A 16907-nucleotide genomic window follows, 5' to 3' on the forward strand; every position below is an offset into this window, starting at 1 on the left:
GAATGTTTATGATAATAAGTTGCATTAGCGACATCGCGTATTGAAACGCTTCTCTTGGTTGGCGTCAAGTTAAATGCTAATGAAACGCATCCTCTGTTTAGCAAGAAGCGTGCATCTCTGCTCAATAGAAAATAGAATGTAAATAACTTTCAACCGTGTTCGCAGCGGCATGCGATTATCATGTCGCGGGTGGACGAGACAATGGTGAAATAATGACGGCAACTGTGTCACTTTCCGATGTGTCGGCTCCTGCATTAGCACTGTCGCTTCGTGGTGTTCAGCATACGTTTGCGGCTAATAAAGTGGTAAAAGGCATCGACCTTGATATCGCTCCAGGCGAGGTTGTGTGTTTACTGGGCCCTTCTGGCTGCGGCAAAACCACACTGCTTAGAATCGCTGCGGGCTTGGAGGTCGTGCAGGAAGGCTCGGTTAGTCTTGATGGTCTATCCATTGCGGCTCCAGGTAAGCGTCACGTGCCGCCGGAAAAGCGCAATGTTGGTCTCGCCTTCCAAGACTCCGCCTTGTTTCCACACCTTAGCGTGCTGGAAAACGTTACCTTCGGTCTGAAAAGTTTGCCCTCTAGCCAGCGCCGGGAACGTGCTCTGGAATTGCTGGCCCAGCTCGGTATGGCCGACTATGCAGAAAGCTATCCGCATATGTTGTCAGGTGGGCAGCAGCAGCGCGTAGCACTGGCGCGCGCGTTAGCACCTACGCCTAAACTGATGCTGTTGGATGAACCATTTTCTAGCCTGGATGCGCGGCTACGTGATCGCATCCGAGACGATACGCTGCACGTGTTGAAAAAGCTTGGCTCAGCAACCCTGCTAGTGACCCACGACCCCGAAGAAGCCATGTTTATGGCAGACCGTATCGCGCTGATGCGAGATGGCAAAATCGTTCAAACAGGCACGCCCCGCGAGCTTTATTGCGCGCCAGTGGACCCCTTTGTGGTGACGTTTTTTGGCGAAGTGAATGAATTAAGCGGCGTCGTTAAGGGGGGCTTTGTCGCCACGCCAGTGGGGCCGGTAGATGCCAGCTGGTTGCCAGAAGGCAGCAACGCCCAGGTGATGATTCGCCCAGAAGCGTTACGCATCAAAGAGCGCGACCTGCCTGTAGAGCCGCATAATCATAGTCATGTGGTCATGGCTAAGCTGTTAGGGCGCTCCAGCCTTATTCACCTATGTGCGCATGGAGAAGATGGCCAGGAAGCTCACCTTCACGCCCGTGTGCCAGGCGTGTTTTTACCCCAGGAGGGGCAGCCGATTGATATCGACTTGGACCACTCCCAGGTATTTATCTTTCCTCGTTAACTTTTTGCTTCCCAATGACGGTTCGCTTCAACTACTCAGCCTGGCTACCGGGGCGCGCCCGGCGCATCGCCAAGCTGAGTAAAATCACGGGTAAGATGCCAACCACCACAATCGTCAAAGAGGCTGTTGATGCTTCTGCTAGTCGTTCATCTGAGGCGAGGCTGTGAGCGCGCACTGCCAGAGTGTCGAAGTTGAAGGGGCGCAATATGATCGTGGCGGGCAACTCTTTCATTACATCGACAAATACCAAAATCCCTGCTGCTAACAGACTGCTACGCATCAGCGGCGTATGTATACGACGTAACGTACCACCTGCGGTTTGGCCCAAGGTGCGGGAGGCGGCATCCATGCTGGGCGTGACCTTGCCAAGGCTTGCTTCTACCGCATTAAATGAAACAGCTAAAAAGCGCACGACATAGGCGTAAATTAAGATAAACGCTGAGCCGCTAAATACCAGTCCGATGATTTTGCCATAGTGTTCGTGTAGCCACATGTTCAGCGAGTTATCCAGCCAGGCAAATGGAATCAGGATACCTACGGCAACTACCGAGCCAGGAATGGCATATCCCATCGCGGCGATACGTGTGAAAAATCGTGCGCTTGGTGAATTGTTGAGCCTAACCCCGTAGCTCAGTAGTACGGCTAGCCCTACCGCGATTAAAGCGGCAACGGTCGCAAGGCTCAAGCTATTCATGGCAAAGCCAATAAACCGCGTGCCGAAAAGGCTATCGCCCGTTTTAATGGCCATATTGAGCAAAATGCCGCTGGGTAGTAAAAAGCCAATAACAATGGGAAGCAAACACGCCAGGGTAGCGCCGAGTGCATGCCAGCCCCGCAGCTGATATTCCGGTAATTGCTGATAGCGGTTAGTGGTATGGAAGTAGCGCCGTTTACCCCGCGAATAGCGTTCTAGAAGAACCAATACAATGACGAAGGTCAGTAGGCAGGCTGCTAGCTGAGCAGCCGCTACGGGTTCTCCTAAGCCAAACCATGTGCGATAGATACCCGTGGTAAACGTATCTACACCAAAAAACTGCACCGCGCCAAATTCGTTAAGCGTCTCCATTAGTACCAGTGAAACGCCGCCGACTAACGCCGGGCGGGCGAGCGGTAGCGCCACGCTAGCAAATAAGCGCCAGGGGCCACGCCCCAGGGTACGGCCAACATCTAATACACATACTGACTGCTCGAGGAATGACGCTCGGGCTAGCAGGTACACATACGGGTAAAGCACAAAAGTGATTAGGGTTGCCGCGCCGCCTAAAGAGCGCACATTGGGGAAGTAGTAATCGCCCACTCGCCAGTCAAGCCATTCGCGCAACATGCTTTGTAGCGGTCCTGCTACTTGGAAAAAGTCCGTATAGGCGTAGGCAATGACATAAGTCGGTACTGCCAGGGGTAACAGCAGTGCCCATTCAAATATGCGCTTGCCAGGGAAGCGGCACATAACGACCAGCCACGCGGTCCCAGCCCCCACAATCAGAGTGCCAATGCCTACCCATAGCACCAGCCAGAACGTATTAGAGAGATAACGTGGTAACACGGTGCTTGCAAGGTGCTGCCAAACGCCTTCCGTCGGCACAAAAATATGGCTAAGAACCACAATAATAGGAAGCGCGACAACGAGGGCAATCAAAAACAGGGCGATTGACCAAGGGTTAAGCGACAGCGAAAGGCGTGAGGCAAAACCTGAAAGCAGGGCCGATGGTGAGCGGCGAGCTGGCGTAGACACGTCGTTGTCTCCTTGGATGAGGGGCAGCTTGGCTCGTCAATGCGAAAAAATAGCAGCTGCAAATAGTATCACTTGCGTTAGGCTGCTGCAGCCAACATTGCGGCTATCAAAAAAATCCCCCCGCAATGCGGGGGGAAGTCGTGCGTTTAGCGTCAGCGGATAGGTGTCACTGATAGCCCACCATCAAACTTGGTAGTCCCGTAATCAAGCTGGGGAAAAGCGCCATCAGTATGCAGGCGAAAATGATAATGGCCACAAATGGCACGACGGCTTTATATAAATCAACAATCTCGACCCCCGGTGGCGCCACTCCTTTCAGATAGAACAGCGCATAGCCAAAGGGCGGCGTTAAGAAGGAGGTTTGCAGTACTACCGCCACCATGACGACGAACCACAGTATGTCCACGCCCATCTGCGAGATAATTGGCAGCATAATAGGGAAGCTAAGCAGCACAATGCCGGTCCAATCGAGGAACATTCCGAGGATAAATACCAGGAACAACATTAGTAGCAGGGCACCGACAGTACCGCCTGGAACCGCTAGCACGAAGTCGCTGATTACGGTCATTCCACCGCCAATCGAGAATACCCCGGTAAACGCCGTCGCCCCGACAAGCACTAACATGACCATCGTTGTGGTTTTGCCAGCTTCAATCAGCGTGTTGTAACAGGTTGATAGCTTGCGGTCGCCGAAGATCAAAAAAAGCAGGAAGGCGATAAACACACCAATAGCAGATGCTTCAGTGGCCGTTGCTACTCCGGTAAACAGTGCCCCCAGTACGCCGAGAATTAACGACATTGGCGGAACAACATACTTGCCCAGCATGATCAGAAGTTGTTTTGTGCTGACTTCAGCGCGCTCTTCTGCCGGTACTTTAGGGCCGTAGCTAGGTTTGAGCCAGCAGATCACCAGCACGTAGAGGGCATACATCATCCCCAACATCAGGCCGGGTACTAATGCACCAGCAAAGAGTGCGCCCACCGAGACCGGCGAGTAGCTCGCCATCAAAATCAACATAATGCTGGGGGGAATTAAAATGCCCAAGCAGCCGCTGGCCATGATGACGCCTGCGCTCAACTCTTTGTTATAGCCATATTTCAGCATCGGCACTAGGGCAATCATACCCATAACGGCAATAGACGCGCCGACAATACCGGTGGTAGCTGCAAGTAAGACAGATACAACAACCACGGTAAGCGCTAATCCACCGCGGAGGTTCGCCAGCAGCAACCGCATGGCATCAAACATTTTTTCGGTGACGCCTGAGTCGTTAAGGAAGCGCGCCATCAGAATAAACAGTGGTATAGCCACTAGTACGTAGTTGTCCATAGCGTTGCCATAGACGTTGTTAATGATGATACCCAGGGTGTTAATGCCAGGCCCTAAATAAGCACCGATGACTGCCATGCCACCCAATACAAAAGCAAGCGGATGACCCATAAACAGGCCAACTAAAAGTCCGCCAAACATCACCAGCGTCAGTAGTTCTGCACTCATGCGGATTTCTCCTCACGCAGTTGCATAATGGCGCGCAGAACGATAGCAACCGCCTGCAACAGAATAAGCACTGCAGCGACTACGATAACGCCTTTCACCGGATACACAGGGATTGAGACCATGCCGTAGGTCGTTTCGCCACGACTGAACGAGCGCTCAAAAAAACGCCATCCGTAAGTCAATAACAGCCAAATGAAAGGCACAAAGAAGATCAAGTAGCCGAGCAGGTCTAGTACGGCCTGCTTTTTACGTGATAGCAGGCGTTTAATAACGTCGACTTCCACATGGGCATGGTGGCGTAATCCATAGGCGGCCATCAGCATAAAGTGGGCGCCAAACAACATTTTGGTGACATCAAATGCCCAGTCGCTAGGGCGGCCAAAGAAGAAGCGCGACACGATGTCGTAAAGCACTATAAGAGTAATGATGGCAATTAACGGTGCGATGATGCGGCCCAGCAGCTCGTTAATTGCATCGATCGCCTTGGCAATCGCATTCATGGAAGGTCTCCGCAGCTAAGCACCAACCGCCCCAGCAGCGCTGGGGCGGCACTTAAACGCCTTATAGGCAGGCTTCGATCTCTTCCAGTGAGGGCAGGTTATCCATAGTGCGGCTCATGTTGAATGGCGCGGTAACATCACGCCATGCCGCATAGTCTTCTAGGTAGGTAATCATGGAGTGATATACTTTTGCATGATCCGGGTGTTCACAAGCACCGCGAACGATCACCTCGTTGGTGATTTCCTGAATGCGCGCCAGGTCTTCCTCGGAGAACTGGTTAATGGTGACCCCTGCATCAATAAACTTGCGTGTGGCATCGGTGGATTCACGCTCCGACCACGAGAGTGACCATGCCATGGTGGCTTCGGCGGCAGTTCTTAGCTTCGCCTGAGTCTCTTCAGACAGAGCGTCCCAAGAATCTTTGTTGATCATAACGCCGAAAACGCTCGCCGACTGGTGCCAGCCAGGCGTCGCCCAGTAATCAGCAACTTCAGCAAAACCTGCGTTAAAATCAACACCTGGGGTAGAGAATTCACCTGCGTCGATCACGCCGCGCTCAATCGCCTGATACACTTCGCCACCCGCCAATGTAACCTGGGAGCCCCCTAGCTCTTCAAGTACTCGGCCCTGGTCACGACCCGATAGACGTAAGCGCTTGCCTTCAAGGTCGGCGAGGCTTTCAATCGGCGTGCGACCCATGAAGCCAGATTCGTTATTGGTGATACCGTAAGGCAAATACACCATGTTGTATTGGCCATAGATTTCTTGATAGAGCTCAAAACCGCCCCATTGTTGAATCCAGTTCAAGTAATCCACGCCGTTAAACAGGCTGGTAGTGGTGGCCAGTGGAGAGAATGCCGGGTTTAAACCTGCCCAGTAGCCTGGCCAATCGCCAGAAGCTTGGATGGCACCGGTTTCGGTAGCGTCGAACACTTCAGTGCCAGGCATTAACGTGCCACCTGCCCGGAAGTTAATTTGTACTTCGTCACCTGCGAGTTGGTTTACAAGGTCTGCCCAGTGCTGATCAATCTTAATCAGGTCAAGGTTCTCGGGCCAGGTAGTGGTCATTGTCCACTGTTCTTGCGCTTGGGCGGTAGAGGTGAGTGCGGCGAAAGCGACACCAGCGGCGAGGCTGGTTAGTGCGAATTTAGTCATCTTTTTCATTGTATGTTTCCTGGTACTTTGGCGGTTGGCGTTATTAGTGTTCATTACCTGAAAGCAGGAAAGTGCAGCGAGCATGGCTTACGTTTACGTAAAGTAAATACCGCTAGGCTGCATCGCTAAGCTAGCACACTCCACCCGCTGCAGCGCAATATCAGTAACTCAAGGAATTTAACGTCATAAACGAAGCTTTTTTTTTAAATTAAGGTCATTGAAAACAATTGTTTGTATATTTTTTAGTCATTTTTTTAACCATATGGTTAGTTCTAAAACCGTTGAAAAACACGTTATTCTACAACCAAAGTTGTAAGTAAAAGACATTCTCAGGAGACGCTATGCGAGCAGGCTGTCGCGTTGACAAACCTAACGCTGTCATTAAGCAAGCATCGGCCTTGGGGCACCATGCCACCCGCTTGCAGCGTCGCCGCTGGCGGGCGCTGGTATGGCTATATGGGCCGACCGATAAGGCTCGCCAACAGGCGCAACGGTTATGGGAAGCGCGAATGTGGCAGGCGCCGCTGTGGGTGGGGGCTGAGCATGAGACGCCGGTGGCGCCGTGTTTACCAGCCCGTAAAGCTCGCACACGGCTAGGGGCGGAACATCAGCTAATCGTCGTAGACGCCAGTGGTAGCCAGGGATTAGACCCAGATGCCCTGGGCGCATTAGCGGGTACCGTGAGCGCGGGTGGGTTCTTGGTGGTCATCACGCCAGACAACTGGGGCGAACAGCCTGATCCTGATTATGCCCGCTTTACCGATCACCCCTGGTGTTGGGAATCACTGAGCGCCCACTACCTTGAACGTTTGGCATCGCTGCTTACGGGTGAGAGCACTATTGTTCATTGGCAGGTGGGTAGCAGGCTTGCGCTGCCTAGGCTGCCTGTTCGAGACTCGCGTGCAACTCCCGTTGACGACGCCGACTGTCTGACTGCCGACCAAGCTCGTGCGGTGAATGCACTAGTGAGACTAAAGCGTCGCCGACCACTGGTTATAACTGCGGACCGTGGGCGAGGTAAAAGCGCGGCGCTGGGGATTGCCTGTGCCCGCCTGCTACAAAAAAGCGTTACGCAATTGGTGGTGACCGCACCCCGACTTAGTTCAGTGGAAAGCCTGTTTGCGCGAGTGGTAGCGCTATGCCCAGAAGGCCAACGGCTCAGCCCGTCGCGCTTTCAACTACCGAGTGGTAGCTCGCTGTGTTTTCTTCCACCTGATGCGCTAAACGCGCAGGTTCACCAAGCAACACTCGGCGGTAGCGGCAGCTATTTACTTGTCGACGAGGCTGCGGCGATTCCTGCGGCAATGTTAGCTCAGTGGCTTGCTGCATTCCCTCGTATCGCGTTTGCAACCACCGTACATGGCTATGAAGGTTCAGGGCGCGGTTTTGCACTGCGCTTTCGCGAGGTGCTCAATCGAAAAGCACCCCAGTGGCGCGAGCTCCATCTAGATTCTCCTATTCGCTGGTCAGCGGGTGATCCCTTAGAAGCAACTATTCAAACGCTGCTACTGCTCAACGCTCCGTTACCCGAGGCACACGCCCGTACTTACTGTCAGACCGCCTCTATAGCGCTTACTCAGGCGCAGTTAGCCAAGCAGCCTGAGTTGTTAGAGAAACTGTTCGGCTTGCTGGTGCAGTCCCACTATCGCACCACGCCTAGCGACTTACGCCAACTGCTGGATGGCCCTGGCACCTCCATTCGCACAATTATCGCAGCTGAAGAGCCCCAGGCCGTCCTGGTGACTCGGGAAGAGGGCGGCTTTAATGCCGCACTTGCTGAACAAGTGGCTCGTGGTGAGCGACGCCCTCAAGGGCATCTGCTGGCCCAGTCGTTGGCAGCACACAGCGGTAGCCGTGAGGCGTTAACGTCCCGCTGGCGTCGGGTAGCGCGCATTGCCGCTCACCCAGAGCGGCGGCGTGAAGGGTTAGGGCGTCGGTTGTTAGAAGACGATATAGCCAATGCTGACCAGCAGGGCGTGGCGCTGTACGGGGCTACCTTTGGTGCCGAAGCATCGCTGCTGCGTTTTTGGCTGGCGCTTGGGTTTGTGCCTGTTCGCTTAGGCATCACTCGGGAAGCGGCTACCGGCGAGTATGCCATTATGGTGGCGCGTGCGCTTTCCAGCGAAGGGCAAGCAGTGCTGGCATCGCTGCGTGATTCATTTGCGGTCTCGTTGATAACACTACTGGCTTTTGAGTTAGCAGCACTGCCAGCATCGATCGTCGCGTTACTGCTGCCGTCGATACCTCGTTTAGCGCTTAGCGCGGCTGAGGTTCAAACGATAGAAGATGTAGCTTACGCTCATCGTGACCCTGCGTTGGCAAGGACGGCGCTTCAGGCGCTGGCCAGAGAGGCTAGCCACTGGCCGCTAGGGCAAGACGTGCAGATTGCACACCAGCAGTTGATCGCCTGGGCCTTCCAAAACCAACCGTTAGCGAAAGCGCATGGTGAGACGGTGCGCCTGATTCGACGTGCGACTCAGCAAATTATTGAGCAGCGCACGCTTTTCCCCAGTAGCTCAGGCGGGTAAAGTAAGCAGGTTATCGATAATGAAGAGTTTCCATGAACGCACATCTAGAAGCCCTCGCGCCACGTTTAGTGTGGCAGCACTTTCGCACACTGTGTAATACGCCACGTCCCTCTGGTCATGAAGCTGCGCTGGTGGCTACGTTGGAGGCCTGGGCTGATTCCCAGGGACTTTCCCACGACCGTGATGACTTTGGCAATCTGCGCATTCGTAAGCCAGCTACGCCTGGCTGTGAAAGCGCGCCAGGCATCGTGCTGCAGGGCCATCTAGATATGGTGGCGCAAGCTAACGCAGGCCATGACCATGATTTCACCAGCGACCCTATTCAGACATATGAAAAAGAGGGTTGGCTATTTGCTGATGGCACCACGCTAGGTGCTGATAATGGCCTTGGTGTCGCCGCTATTCTGGCAGTGCTAGAAGATCCTGAGCTTACTCACGGCCCCTTGGAAGCGCTGTTTACGCTAGAGGAAGAGACCTCTATGGGGGGCGCGCTCAATCTCGCCGAGAACTGGCTGGAAGGGTCATTGCTGCTAAATTTAGACAGCGAAGATCGCGGCCAAGTGTATATCGGCTGCGCGGGCGGCGCTGATGTGGTGGTGAATGCACAGCTTCCCATCACGGCTATGCAAGACAATGAGCAGGTGATTTCGCTGGCGCTGACGGGGCTTAAAGGCGGCCACTCGGGGATGGATATTGATAAGCCCCTGGGCAACGCGAATCGCTTGCTAGTCCGCGTTCTGTGGGCACTGGAAGCCTTTGATGCGCGGTTAATTAGCTACCATGGTGGCACGCTGCGTAATGCCATCCCCCGCGAGGCGTTTGCGCAAATTGCCCTGCCTGCTGATGAGGTTGACGCTGCGCTGGCGATGGTTGAAACGCTTGCCCATACGCTGAAAGCCGAATTGGGCAGTGGCGATAGCAATATGGTGCTTAAAGCTGAGCGTGTGGAGCTGGTTGACGCTGAGCCTCTGACCCGAGATGGCAGTGCGATGCTGCTGGCTGCGCTGCATGCGGCACCCTGTGGGGTCGAACGCATGAGTGCTGATGTGCCGGGGGTAGTGGAAACCTCGAACAATTTGGGCGTATTAAACGTGGAAAGCGGACGTTTCCATCTTTGTGCGTTGGTGCGCTCACTGCATGACAGTGCCACTGATGCGATGGCGGGACGCTTTCAGGCGTTATTTGGCCTGATGGGCGCCAGAGTGAAAGTGGAGAACGGCTACCCAGGTTGGGTTCCCAATCCGCAAAGCCCGTTGCTTGCTACCTTTAACGCCCGGCATGCCGCCTTAATGGGCCGTGAACCCGAGGTTAAAGTGATTCATGCAGGCCTTGAATGCGGCATCTTAGGTAGCAAATACCCGCATTTAGACATGATTTCGTTTGGCCCGCTGATTCGTGGCGCGCATTCTCCAGACGAGCGAGTGGAAATTGAGTCGGTGGCCGAGTTCTGGGAGATGTTGCGCGACTTCATCGAAACGCTGGCGAACTCTCGTTAGACAAATCGCCATAAAAAAAACGGCACCGCTATGGTGCCGTTTTTGATAGTGCTTACCTCAGATTAACGAGGTAAACATCGCGTTATTTGCTCAGGTAAGCGTTGAGCATCCACACGGTTTTTTCCTGCTCGCGAATATAATCACCGGCTTGAGCAGCGGTGCCTTCATCGTCAGCATCCGATGCAATTGCCAGCAGTTCCCGCTGTAATTCGATCAGTGTTTGGTAACCTGTGAGTACGCCTTTCACGCAGGTTTGACCATCATGAACGTCTTTATCTTCCTCAATACGCGAAATTTTCACATAATCGCTATACGCATGAATGGGCTTGTGGCCTAACGTCAAAATACGCTCCGCCACTTCGTCTACTTTGGTGAGCAAGTCTGTATAGAATTCTTCAAATTTCGCATGTAGCTCAAAGAAGTCGCTACCTCGGACATTCCAGTGGTAGCCACGAACGTTCATATAGAAGATCTGATAATTGGCCAGCAGGTGATTAAGTTTCTCAGCTAGTTGGCTTGCGCTACCTTCGTGTAAGCCAATGCTATTCGTATCACTCATATAGTGCTCCTCCATGGTTGGAACCGCTCTGAAACAGTACGGCCATCAAATCGTTTGATTTAGCTTAAGTCGCTTAGCGAACGTTGCAAAACAAGTTTTCTGCATCGCTGCAATAGCGTCATAACATGACCTTGGCGGTGAGCTGGCGACGGCTGACTCATCGCTTACGCAACGAGTACAGCACTGATATGCCTCTGCGTGTGCGTCTAGTAAGAAAGATGTAGGCGACTATCCTGTTTTTCAAGGGGTGGCGTTTCGTCAAGAGCGGCTAGCTGTCCCGCTTACCGAGCTAGCCAAAGCCTTGCGATACTCTCACAGCGATCGGCGAGTAGCTCAGCGGTACGTGGTAGAGCGTCCTCAAGTGTCATCGGGCCATCGGCAAGGGCAAACGCTGCGGTAACGCCTTCTTCTAGACAGGCCTGCCATCCATCACCCAGGCTGCCAGCCAGCACAATGACGGGCTTGCCGTAGCGTTTGGCCGCACGAGCAACGCCAATAGGCGTTTTACCCGAAAGGCTTTGACCATCTAGGCGACCTTCTCCGGTAATTACTACGTCAACGTCAGGAAGCAGGTTGGGTAGCTTGGCCTGCTGCATAATCATCTCAATGCCCGGCGTAAGGGTTGCGTTAAGAAAGCTGCGAGCGGCAAATCCCATACCGCCCGCAGCTCCTGCGCCTGCTAATTCTCTTTCATCGCGCCCCAATGCCTGGGCGCTCTGCTCGGCAAAATGACCAATCGCTTGGTCAAGTGTGGCGACATCGTCAGGTGATGCTCCTTTTTGCGGGCCAAAGACTGCACTCGCCCCACGCGATCCTAGCAGTGGGTTATCGACATCCACGGCAGCTTCAACTTCTAAGCTGTCTAAACGTGGGTCGAGCGTGGAAAGGTCGAGCGTTGCAAGCTGTTGGAGCGCAGCACCACCGGGAGGAAGCGAGTCGCCGTTATGATCTAATAGTTTTACTCCCAGTGCTTGGAGCATCCCTGCCCCTGCATCATTGGTAGCGCTGCCACCTAAAAAAAGCAGTGCTTTCGTGGCACCAGCGTCCAGCGCTGCAAGAAATAATTCTCCGACACCGTAAGTGGTGGTATGCAGGGCATTACGCTGATCAGGGGTTAGGTGCTGCAACCCGCTGGCTTCTGCCAATTCGATAAACGCGGTACGCTGCTCGCTAAGCCAGCCCCAGGATGCTTGACGCGGCCGCCCCAGGGCATCTTGTACCGTTAGTTGACGGCGTTCGGCGTTGGTGGCTGCAATAAGCGCGTCCAAGCTGCCCTCGCCGCCATCCGCAAGCGGGCAAAGGTGAATTGTGGCGGTTGGCGCAGCACGCTGAATACCATTGGCCATGGCGTTTGCCGCTTGTTCAGCACTCACAGCATCTTTAAAACTATCGGGGCAAAGCAGAACATTCATCGCACAACCTCTCTAAAGCGTTGTCACAGATTGTTGGGAATAGTTTTTTGAGAATAGTTTTTTTGGAGCAGTTCTTTGTCATTTATCTTAATGAATGGCTGCTGGCGAGCTTAGCGCGGCGATCGATGACACACCAGCCGTAACCGGGGCGAGAGGATCACTCATGAAGGCAATACTACCGATTAGCATGACGTGCTTGTTAATACTGACAGGCTGCCAAGCAGTGCCAGAGCGCCTTCCTCAAGCGGAGCCTGCCCCTTCGGCAGCCTGCTACTTCTCCACCGGCCAGTCGGCACCGCCCCTAGAGGTGCTGACACAGAGTATTGAAGTGTTGGAAGCCTGGGGCTTTCAACTTGATACGACTGACACCGGTTTGGGGCTGGTGACCGCTAGTCGGCAGCGTGATTTGATTGGCTACTATGACCCTTACGATAACGACTTTGGTTATGGGCGAAGCACGCGGGTATTTGGTGGCTTCGGTTTGGGGAGTGGTGGTTCCAGCATTGGCTTGGGAGTTGGTAGAGGATTTGGCGGTGGTTTTCGCCACCAACCTGTCGAGGTAGAGCGGGTGTCGCTACTGGCACGTGATGGCCATATTCGGCTTTCTCGAGATATTCGCCGCTTTGACCACTTAGGGGATCTGCGTGAATCTTACAGCGCTAGCAATGATGATTTTTGTCAACGCTTCCAAACGGCATTTAAGCAAGTGGCTGCTACCCCGAGGGCGTCATGAAATCACTACGTAAGCGTTTTTTAACGGCCACCGCAGTACTTGTGATTATTACGCTGGCAGGCTGTGCCACTACGCAGCCGCTAGAGCCGCGAGAACTGCGTTACAACGCTTCCCCTGAGCAAACGTTCCGCGAAGCCATTGAGTTAATGATGGAGCAAGGCTATGTCGTGCGGCACGCTGATTTAGCCCTAGGGCGAGCAGAAGCAACGTTAGCCCGTTGGCCAGAGTATCGCTTGCAACTGCAGGTAAGTGAGGTGCCTGGTGGCAGCCGTGTCAGCCTATCGGCTCTGCGTGGTAATCAGCCACTGCCACCGTATGTATTAGATCCCTGGCTGGTTGAGCTGCAATATAAATTAGGAGAATTACCGTGATAGGCGTATTACCTCCGCTTGGTAGCTTACTGAATAAATTTCGCGGTTACTGGGTAGTGCTGGCAATAGGCGTTTGTGGCACGTTAACCAGCAGCCCAGTGATGGCTCACCCACATGGCTGGATCGATCTCAGTGTGCGGGTGATAACGGATGACGACGGGGTAGCCACAGGGCTGCATCAAACGTGGCGAATGGATCCTTTTTACAGCTTGGTGGTGTTTGAAGAGTTGCAGCAGATTCAAGGCAGTAATCTGCAAGAAGGTCTTGATCAGTTAGGCAGTGACATCCGTGATAACCTGTCGCAGCAGCACTACTTTACTGAGGTGCGTGTGAACGGTGAACCGCAAGCGCTGGGAGAGGTGTCTGAATACACTGCGTTGGAGCGTGACGGCCGTTTAACATTTATGTTTATTCTACCGTTGGCATCACCTCAGCCATTGGCTGGGCGAATGCTGGAGTATCAGGTCTTTGACCCAACTTACTATATTGAAGTGGTGCACGAAGAAGAGGACGGAGCACCCTCTGAGCAGGCGCTGATTCTCAATGGTGAGCCCGACTGCCGTTTAAGCGTGTTGCCTGCTGATCCCGATCCGGAACTCGTTATGCAAGCCGCGCTGCTGGACGTGGATGAAACGGGCGAACCAGGGTTTGGCCGCCATTTTGCTGAAACGGGGCGGGTTAAATGCGACTAGCGGAAAACCTGGAAGGTCGTGTATAAAGTGTTACTTTATAACTTTTTGGTGGAGGGGCAATGCCTTTAACGCGGCAACAACTGTTATGGGGAGCGCTTACCGTGTTCGGGGCGCTGCTGTTGGTCGTTATCGTACAGGCTAATTTGCAGGGAGTGAGCTTTCAGTTGCTGGCTTGGCAACGTGATTTACATCGCACCCTAACGCTTGCTATCACCGAGCTCTCCCGCACGCCTTCTACCAACACTTGGCTAACGTTACTAGGGGTAAGCTTTGCTTATGGCGTTTTTCATGCCGCGGGGCCTGGGCATGGCAAAGCGGTACTAGCGACGTATTTGGCATCCCACGGCGGTGCTACCCGCCGCGCGCTGGGGCTCTCTTTTGCTGCATCCCTGCTACAGGGGGTAACGGCCATTGCCATGGTAGCAGTACTCGTTCATGGTCTTGGCTGGCTGACCCGCCAAGCAATGGGTAGCGTGGTGTGGGTAGAGCAAGCCAGCTTTATGTTAGTGGCGCTGTTAGGTGGTTGGTTATGCTGGCGGGCGATAAAACAATTGCGCCAAGCTTACTCAGCCCACGCCAGTGATGCTGTTGATCACAGCCACAGCCACAGCCACAGCCACAGCCATGACCATTCCCACTGCTGCGGTGGCGCTCATCATATCGAGCCTCAACAGGCGCTCGACTGGCGCACAGCGTTGATGACCGTCGGCGCTATCGGTATGCGTCCATGCACGGGGGCAGTACTTATGTTGGGGGCTGCTAGCCTGCTGGGGCAGTTTTACGTCGGTGTCGCTTCGGTGCTCGCCATGTCGCTTGGTACCGGTATTACCGTTTCTGTGCTGGCGCTAGCAAGCATAGTGGCTCGCGGTTGGGCTACTAAGCGGTTACAGCGACAGAGCAGCCGACAGATGGTCGAAAAAGCGGCTGGGTGGGCGGCGCTTGCGGGCGGTGCTCTCATAGTTGCGTTAGGCGTATCGCTTTCCCTGGCTGGCGCCGCCCAGCCAGCCAGCGGTCCATTACTCAACGAGCCACCATCAAGGCAGGGCTCTTTGCTGGGGAAGTAAGTTAAGTCTTTAAACCTTCAATTTGGGCAAGCAACTGCTCGCGGCGACTGCCCTGTAGGGCTAGCTCATAGGGCTCTGGACTGCCGCTTCCCCATACCGGCGCTGGCCAGCTGGCATCATTTTTATAGCGCACCACCAAATGAATATGCAATTGGCTGACGACATTACCTAAGGTGGCAATGTTGAGCTTATCACCGTGGAATGTCTCCTTCATCGCTGCCCCTAACGCTACCGTTTCACGCCATAGCTGGGCTTGATCATCCTGGCTCAGTTCAAAAACTTCGCTAACTGAGTCACGCTTGGGAACCAGAATTACCCAAGGATAGCGCGCATCGTTCATTAGCAGCGCGCGACACAGAGTAAGGTCAGCGAGCGGCAAGGTATCCGCTTCTAGCCGTGGGTCAAGTTCAAACGTTTTCAAATCAGTACTCCTTTACATAATGAAATCATCATAGCAGCTGCTGATTCGCCTTGCTCCTTACCAAGGGCCCGGTAAGTAGAGATCAAAACAGGCGTAATTATTAAAACCTGTTACGCTGAAAGTACTCCTATACGGAAAGGCTTCCGTGGGAGCTTCCCGGCTTTGAATAACTTGTTAAGGAGAACAGCGATGAAAAAGCTATTGGCTGCCAGCTTTATTTTACTGATGACTGCGGGTGCTTTAGCGGGCTGCAATACGATTTCTGGTGCAGGACAAGACGTCCAAGAGGGAGGAAAAGCTGTTCAGGACGCAGCGAGTTAACATTATTTATAACGGATGTTTCTTGGCGTGAATGAGCGGGTTAGGCATAGTTGTCTAGCCCGCTTTGCATTCTGGGTAGTTATTAGCCAAACAAGGAAGAATCATAATGAATCATCCATTACGCTGCGCGAAGAAAAAACTGGGCAGTCTCACTGTATTATTCGCATCAGTAGTTCCAGTGTCGGCCTTGTTAGTGGCATGTGCTGGCTCACCCGATGATGTCTCAGCTCCAGTGCCGCCTACCGTAGGCCAGTCTTCTAGCGTGACGAACACCACCTGTAGTGCTGAAGCAGTGCAGTACGCTATTGGCGCTCCCTTTGATGAAACCAATGTGCCCACATTGCAAAGTGAGAGTGGTGCTCAGCAGGTGCGTGTGCTCAGGCCTAACAGCGCCGCGACCATGGATTACCGGGAAGATCGCCTAAATATTCTTTTAGAAAGTAATGACATGATTGAAGCGCTGCGCTGCGGCTAGCGTAAGATCAGCACCACACAGGCGGCCGTTAACAGCCCCATGGTGATATTAAATAGCCGCCAGGCTTTATCACTTTTGATCCACTGTCCAATAGCGCTGCCAAACGCTGCCCACAGGGCAATGCACGGCAGCGCGACCAATTCCGCGAAACCCGCTAACACCAATGCGTTTACCACTGGCTGGCCATTTTCGGGAAGAAACCCTGCCATCAACGCCAGCCCCATTACCCACGCTTTGGGGTTGGCAAATTGAAACATTGCGGCTTGGAAAAAGGTTAATGGCACCCCGTGCTGAGTCCCTTTGAGGTTTGGCGGCGGTGCAGTGGCTATTTTCCAGGCTAAATACAGCAAATAGGCGCTACCTACCCAGCGAAGTGTTGTCTGCACCATGGGAAAGCGTTCAAACAAAACGCCAAGCCCTAGTGCGATACCGGAAAATAGCAGAAAACAGCCGCCTAAAATTCCCCACATATGAGGCATTGTTCTCCGAAAACCAAAATTCGCCCCTGAGGCAGTCAGCATAATGTTGTTCGGCCCAGGAGTAAGCGTCATCGACATCATGTAAAGCGCTGCAGGGCCAAGTAGTAGCCATTCGTTGTTCATTTTGTATCCATACAATTTTTCGGTTAGGTTGTCTTTT

17 protein-coding genes are annotated in these 16907 nt (G+C 53.5%); 9 read left to right on the top strand and 8 right to left on the bottom strand.

The annotated features are described in order from the left end of the window. Positions 1-212 precede the first annotated feature (212 nt). Positions 213-1310: an ABC transporter ATP-binding protein gene (locus tag L1X57_RS08810; protein ID WP_009724889.1), complete on the top strand. Its 1098-nt coding sequence runs from the start codon at positions 213-215 to the stop codon at positions 1308-1310. Positions 1311-1341: 31 nt separating this feature from the next. On the opposite strand, the gene L1X57_RS08815 is transcribed toward L1X57_RS08810, so the two are convergent. From L1X57_RS08815 to dctP, 4 genes are all read right to left on the bottom strand, one after another. Next, entirely contained in the window at positions 1342-3042 is a 1701-nt protein-coding gene (locus L1X57_RS08815) for an ABC transporter permease (RefSeq protein WP_009724888.1), read from the bottom strand. Between the two features lie 166 nt (positions 3043-3208). After that, positions 3209-4540: a TRAP transporter large permease gene (locus tag L1X57_RS08820; RefSeq protein ID WP_009724887.1), complete on the bottom strand. Its 1332-nt coding sequence runs from the start codon at positions 4538-4540 to the stop codon at positions 3209-3211. Continuing rightward, positions 4537-5040, bottom strand: coding sequence for a TRAP transporter small permease subunit (locus tag L1X57_RS08825; protein ID WP_009724886.1), 504 nt, complete (start codon positions 5038-5040; stop codon positions 4537-4539). Before L1X57_RS08825 ends, L1X57_RS08820 begins: the two co-directional genes overlap by 4 nt. A gap of 61 nt (positions 5041-5101) precedes the next feature. Continuing rightward, the gene (gene dctP / locus L1X57_RS08830) at positions 5102-6205 is read right to left on the bottom strand and encodes a TRAP transporter substrate-binding protein DctP (protein ID WP_009724885.1); all 1104 of its coding nucleotides are present in this window, start codon (positions 6203-6205) and stop codon (positions 5102-5104) included. Positions 6206-6537: 332 nt separating this feature from the next. On the opposite strand from dctP, the gene L1X57_RS08835 reads away from it, so the two are divergent. Further along, the gene (locus tag L1X57_RS08835) at positions 6538-8724 is read left to right on the top strand and encodes a GNAT family N-acetyltransferase (RefSeq protein ID WP_009724884.1); all 2187 of its coding nucleotides are present in this window, start codon (positions 6538-6540) and stop codon (positions 8722-8724) included. Positions 8725-8756: 32 nt separating this feature from the next. Then, complete coding sequence (locus L1X57_RS08840; protein ID WP_009724883.1) at positions 8757-10220, top strand: aminoacyl-histidine dipeptidase; 1464 nt, start codon at positions 8757-8759, stop codon at positions 10218-10220. A gap of 82 nt (positions 10221-10302) precedes the next feature. Here L1X57_RS08840 and L1X57_RS08845 read toward each other — a convergent pair whose 3' ends face one another. After that, positions 10303-10779, bottom strand: coding sequence for a Dps family protein (locus tag L1X57_RS08845; RefSeq protein WP_009724882.1), 477 nt, complete (start codon positions 10777-10779; stop codon positions 10303-10305). 281 nt (positions 10780-11060) lie between these two features. After that, the gene (locus L1X57_RS08850; protein ID WP_009724881.1) at positions 11061-12191 is read right to left on the bottom strand and encodes a glycerate kinase; all 1131 of its coding nucleotides are present in this window, start codon (positions 12189-12191) and stop codon (positions 11061-11063) included. A gap of 163 nt (positions 12192-12354) precedes the next feature. Between L1X57_RS08850 and L1X57_RS08855 the strand changes: the two genes are divergently transcribed. From L1X57_RS08855 to L1X57_RS08870, 4 genes are read left to right on the top strand one after another with little or no spacing between them, the layout of a single operon-like run. Further along, positions 12355-12924, top strand: coding sequence for a hypothetical protein (locus L1X57_RS08855; protein ID WP_009724880.1), 570 nt, complete (start codon positions 12355-12357; stop codon positions 12922-12924). After that, complete coding sequence (locus L1X57_RS08860; protein ID WP_009724879.1) at positions 12921-13295, top strand: hypothetical protein; 375 nt, start codon at positions 12921-12923, stop codon at positions 13293-13295. Before L1X57_RS08855 ends, L1X57_RS08860 begins: the two co-directional genes overlap by 4 nt. 56 nt (positions 13296-13351) lie before the next feature. Next, a complete protein-coding gene (locus L1X57_RS08865) occupies positions 13352-13987 on the top strand; it encodes a DUF1007 family protein (RefSeq protein WP_409559433.1) in 636 nt (211 codons plus the stop codon). Positions 13988-14046: 59 nt separating this feature from the next. Continuing rightward, positions 14047-15051 carry a nickel/cobalt transporter gene (locus L1X57_RS08870; protein WP_009724877.1) on the top strand — a complete coding sequence of 335 codons (1005 nt, stop codon included), beginning with the start codon at positions 14047-14049 and terminating at the stop codon, positions 15049-15051. A gap of 1 nt (position 15052) precedes the next feature. On the opposite strand, the gene L1X57_RS08875 is transcribed toward L1X57_RS08870, so the two are convergent. Next, positions 15053-15472 carry an HIT domain-containing protein gene (locus tag L1X57_RS08875; RefSeq protein ID WP_009724876.1) on the bottom strand — a complete coding sequence of 140 codons (420 nt, stop codon included), beginning with the start codon at positions 15470-15472 and terminating at the stop codon, positions 15053-15055. Between the two features lie 189 nt (positions 15473-15661). Here L1X57_RS08875 and L1X57_RS08880 point away from each other — a divergent pair, with 189 nt between their 5' ends. Further along, the gene (locus L1X57_RS08880; protein ID WP_009724875.1) at positions 15662-15793 is read left to right on the top strand and encodes an entericidin A/B family lipoprotein; all 132 of its coding nucleotides are present in this window, start codon (positions 15662-15664) and stop codon (positions 15791-15793) included. A 106-nt stretch (positions 15794-15899) separates the two neighbouring features. Further along, positions 15900-16268 (top strand): I78 family peptidase inhibitor, encoded by a 369-nt coding sequence (locus tag L1X57_RS08885; RefSeq protein ID WP_009724874.1) that lies wholly within the window; start codon positions 15900-15902, stop codon positions 16266-16268. Here the strand turns inward: L1X57_RS08885 and L1X57_RS08890 are convergent. Next, positions 16265-16870 (bottom strand): LysE family translocator, encoded by a 606-nt coding sequence (locus L1X57_RS08890; RefSeq protein ID WP_009724873.1) that lies wholly within the window; start codon positions 16868-16870, stop codon positions 16265-16267. The genes L1X57_RS08885 and L1X57_RS08890 overlap by 4 nt on opposite strands. Between the last annotated feature and the right edge of the window lie 37 nt (positions 16871-16907).

The sequence above is a fragment of the Halomonas sp. TD01 genome (assembly GCF_923868895.1).
In the GTDB taxonomy this organism is placed as follows: domain Bacteria; phylum Pseudomonadota; class Gammaproteobacteria; order Pseudomonadales; family Halomonadaceae; genus Vreelandella.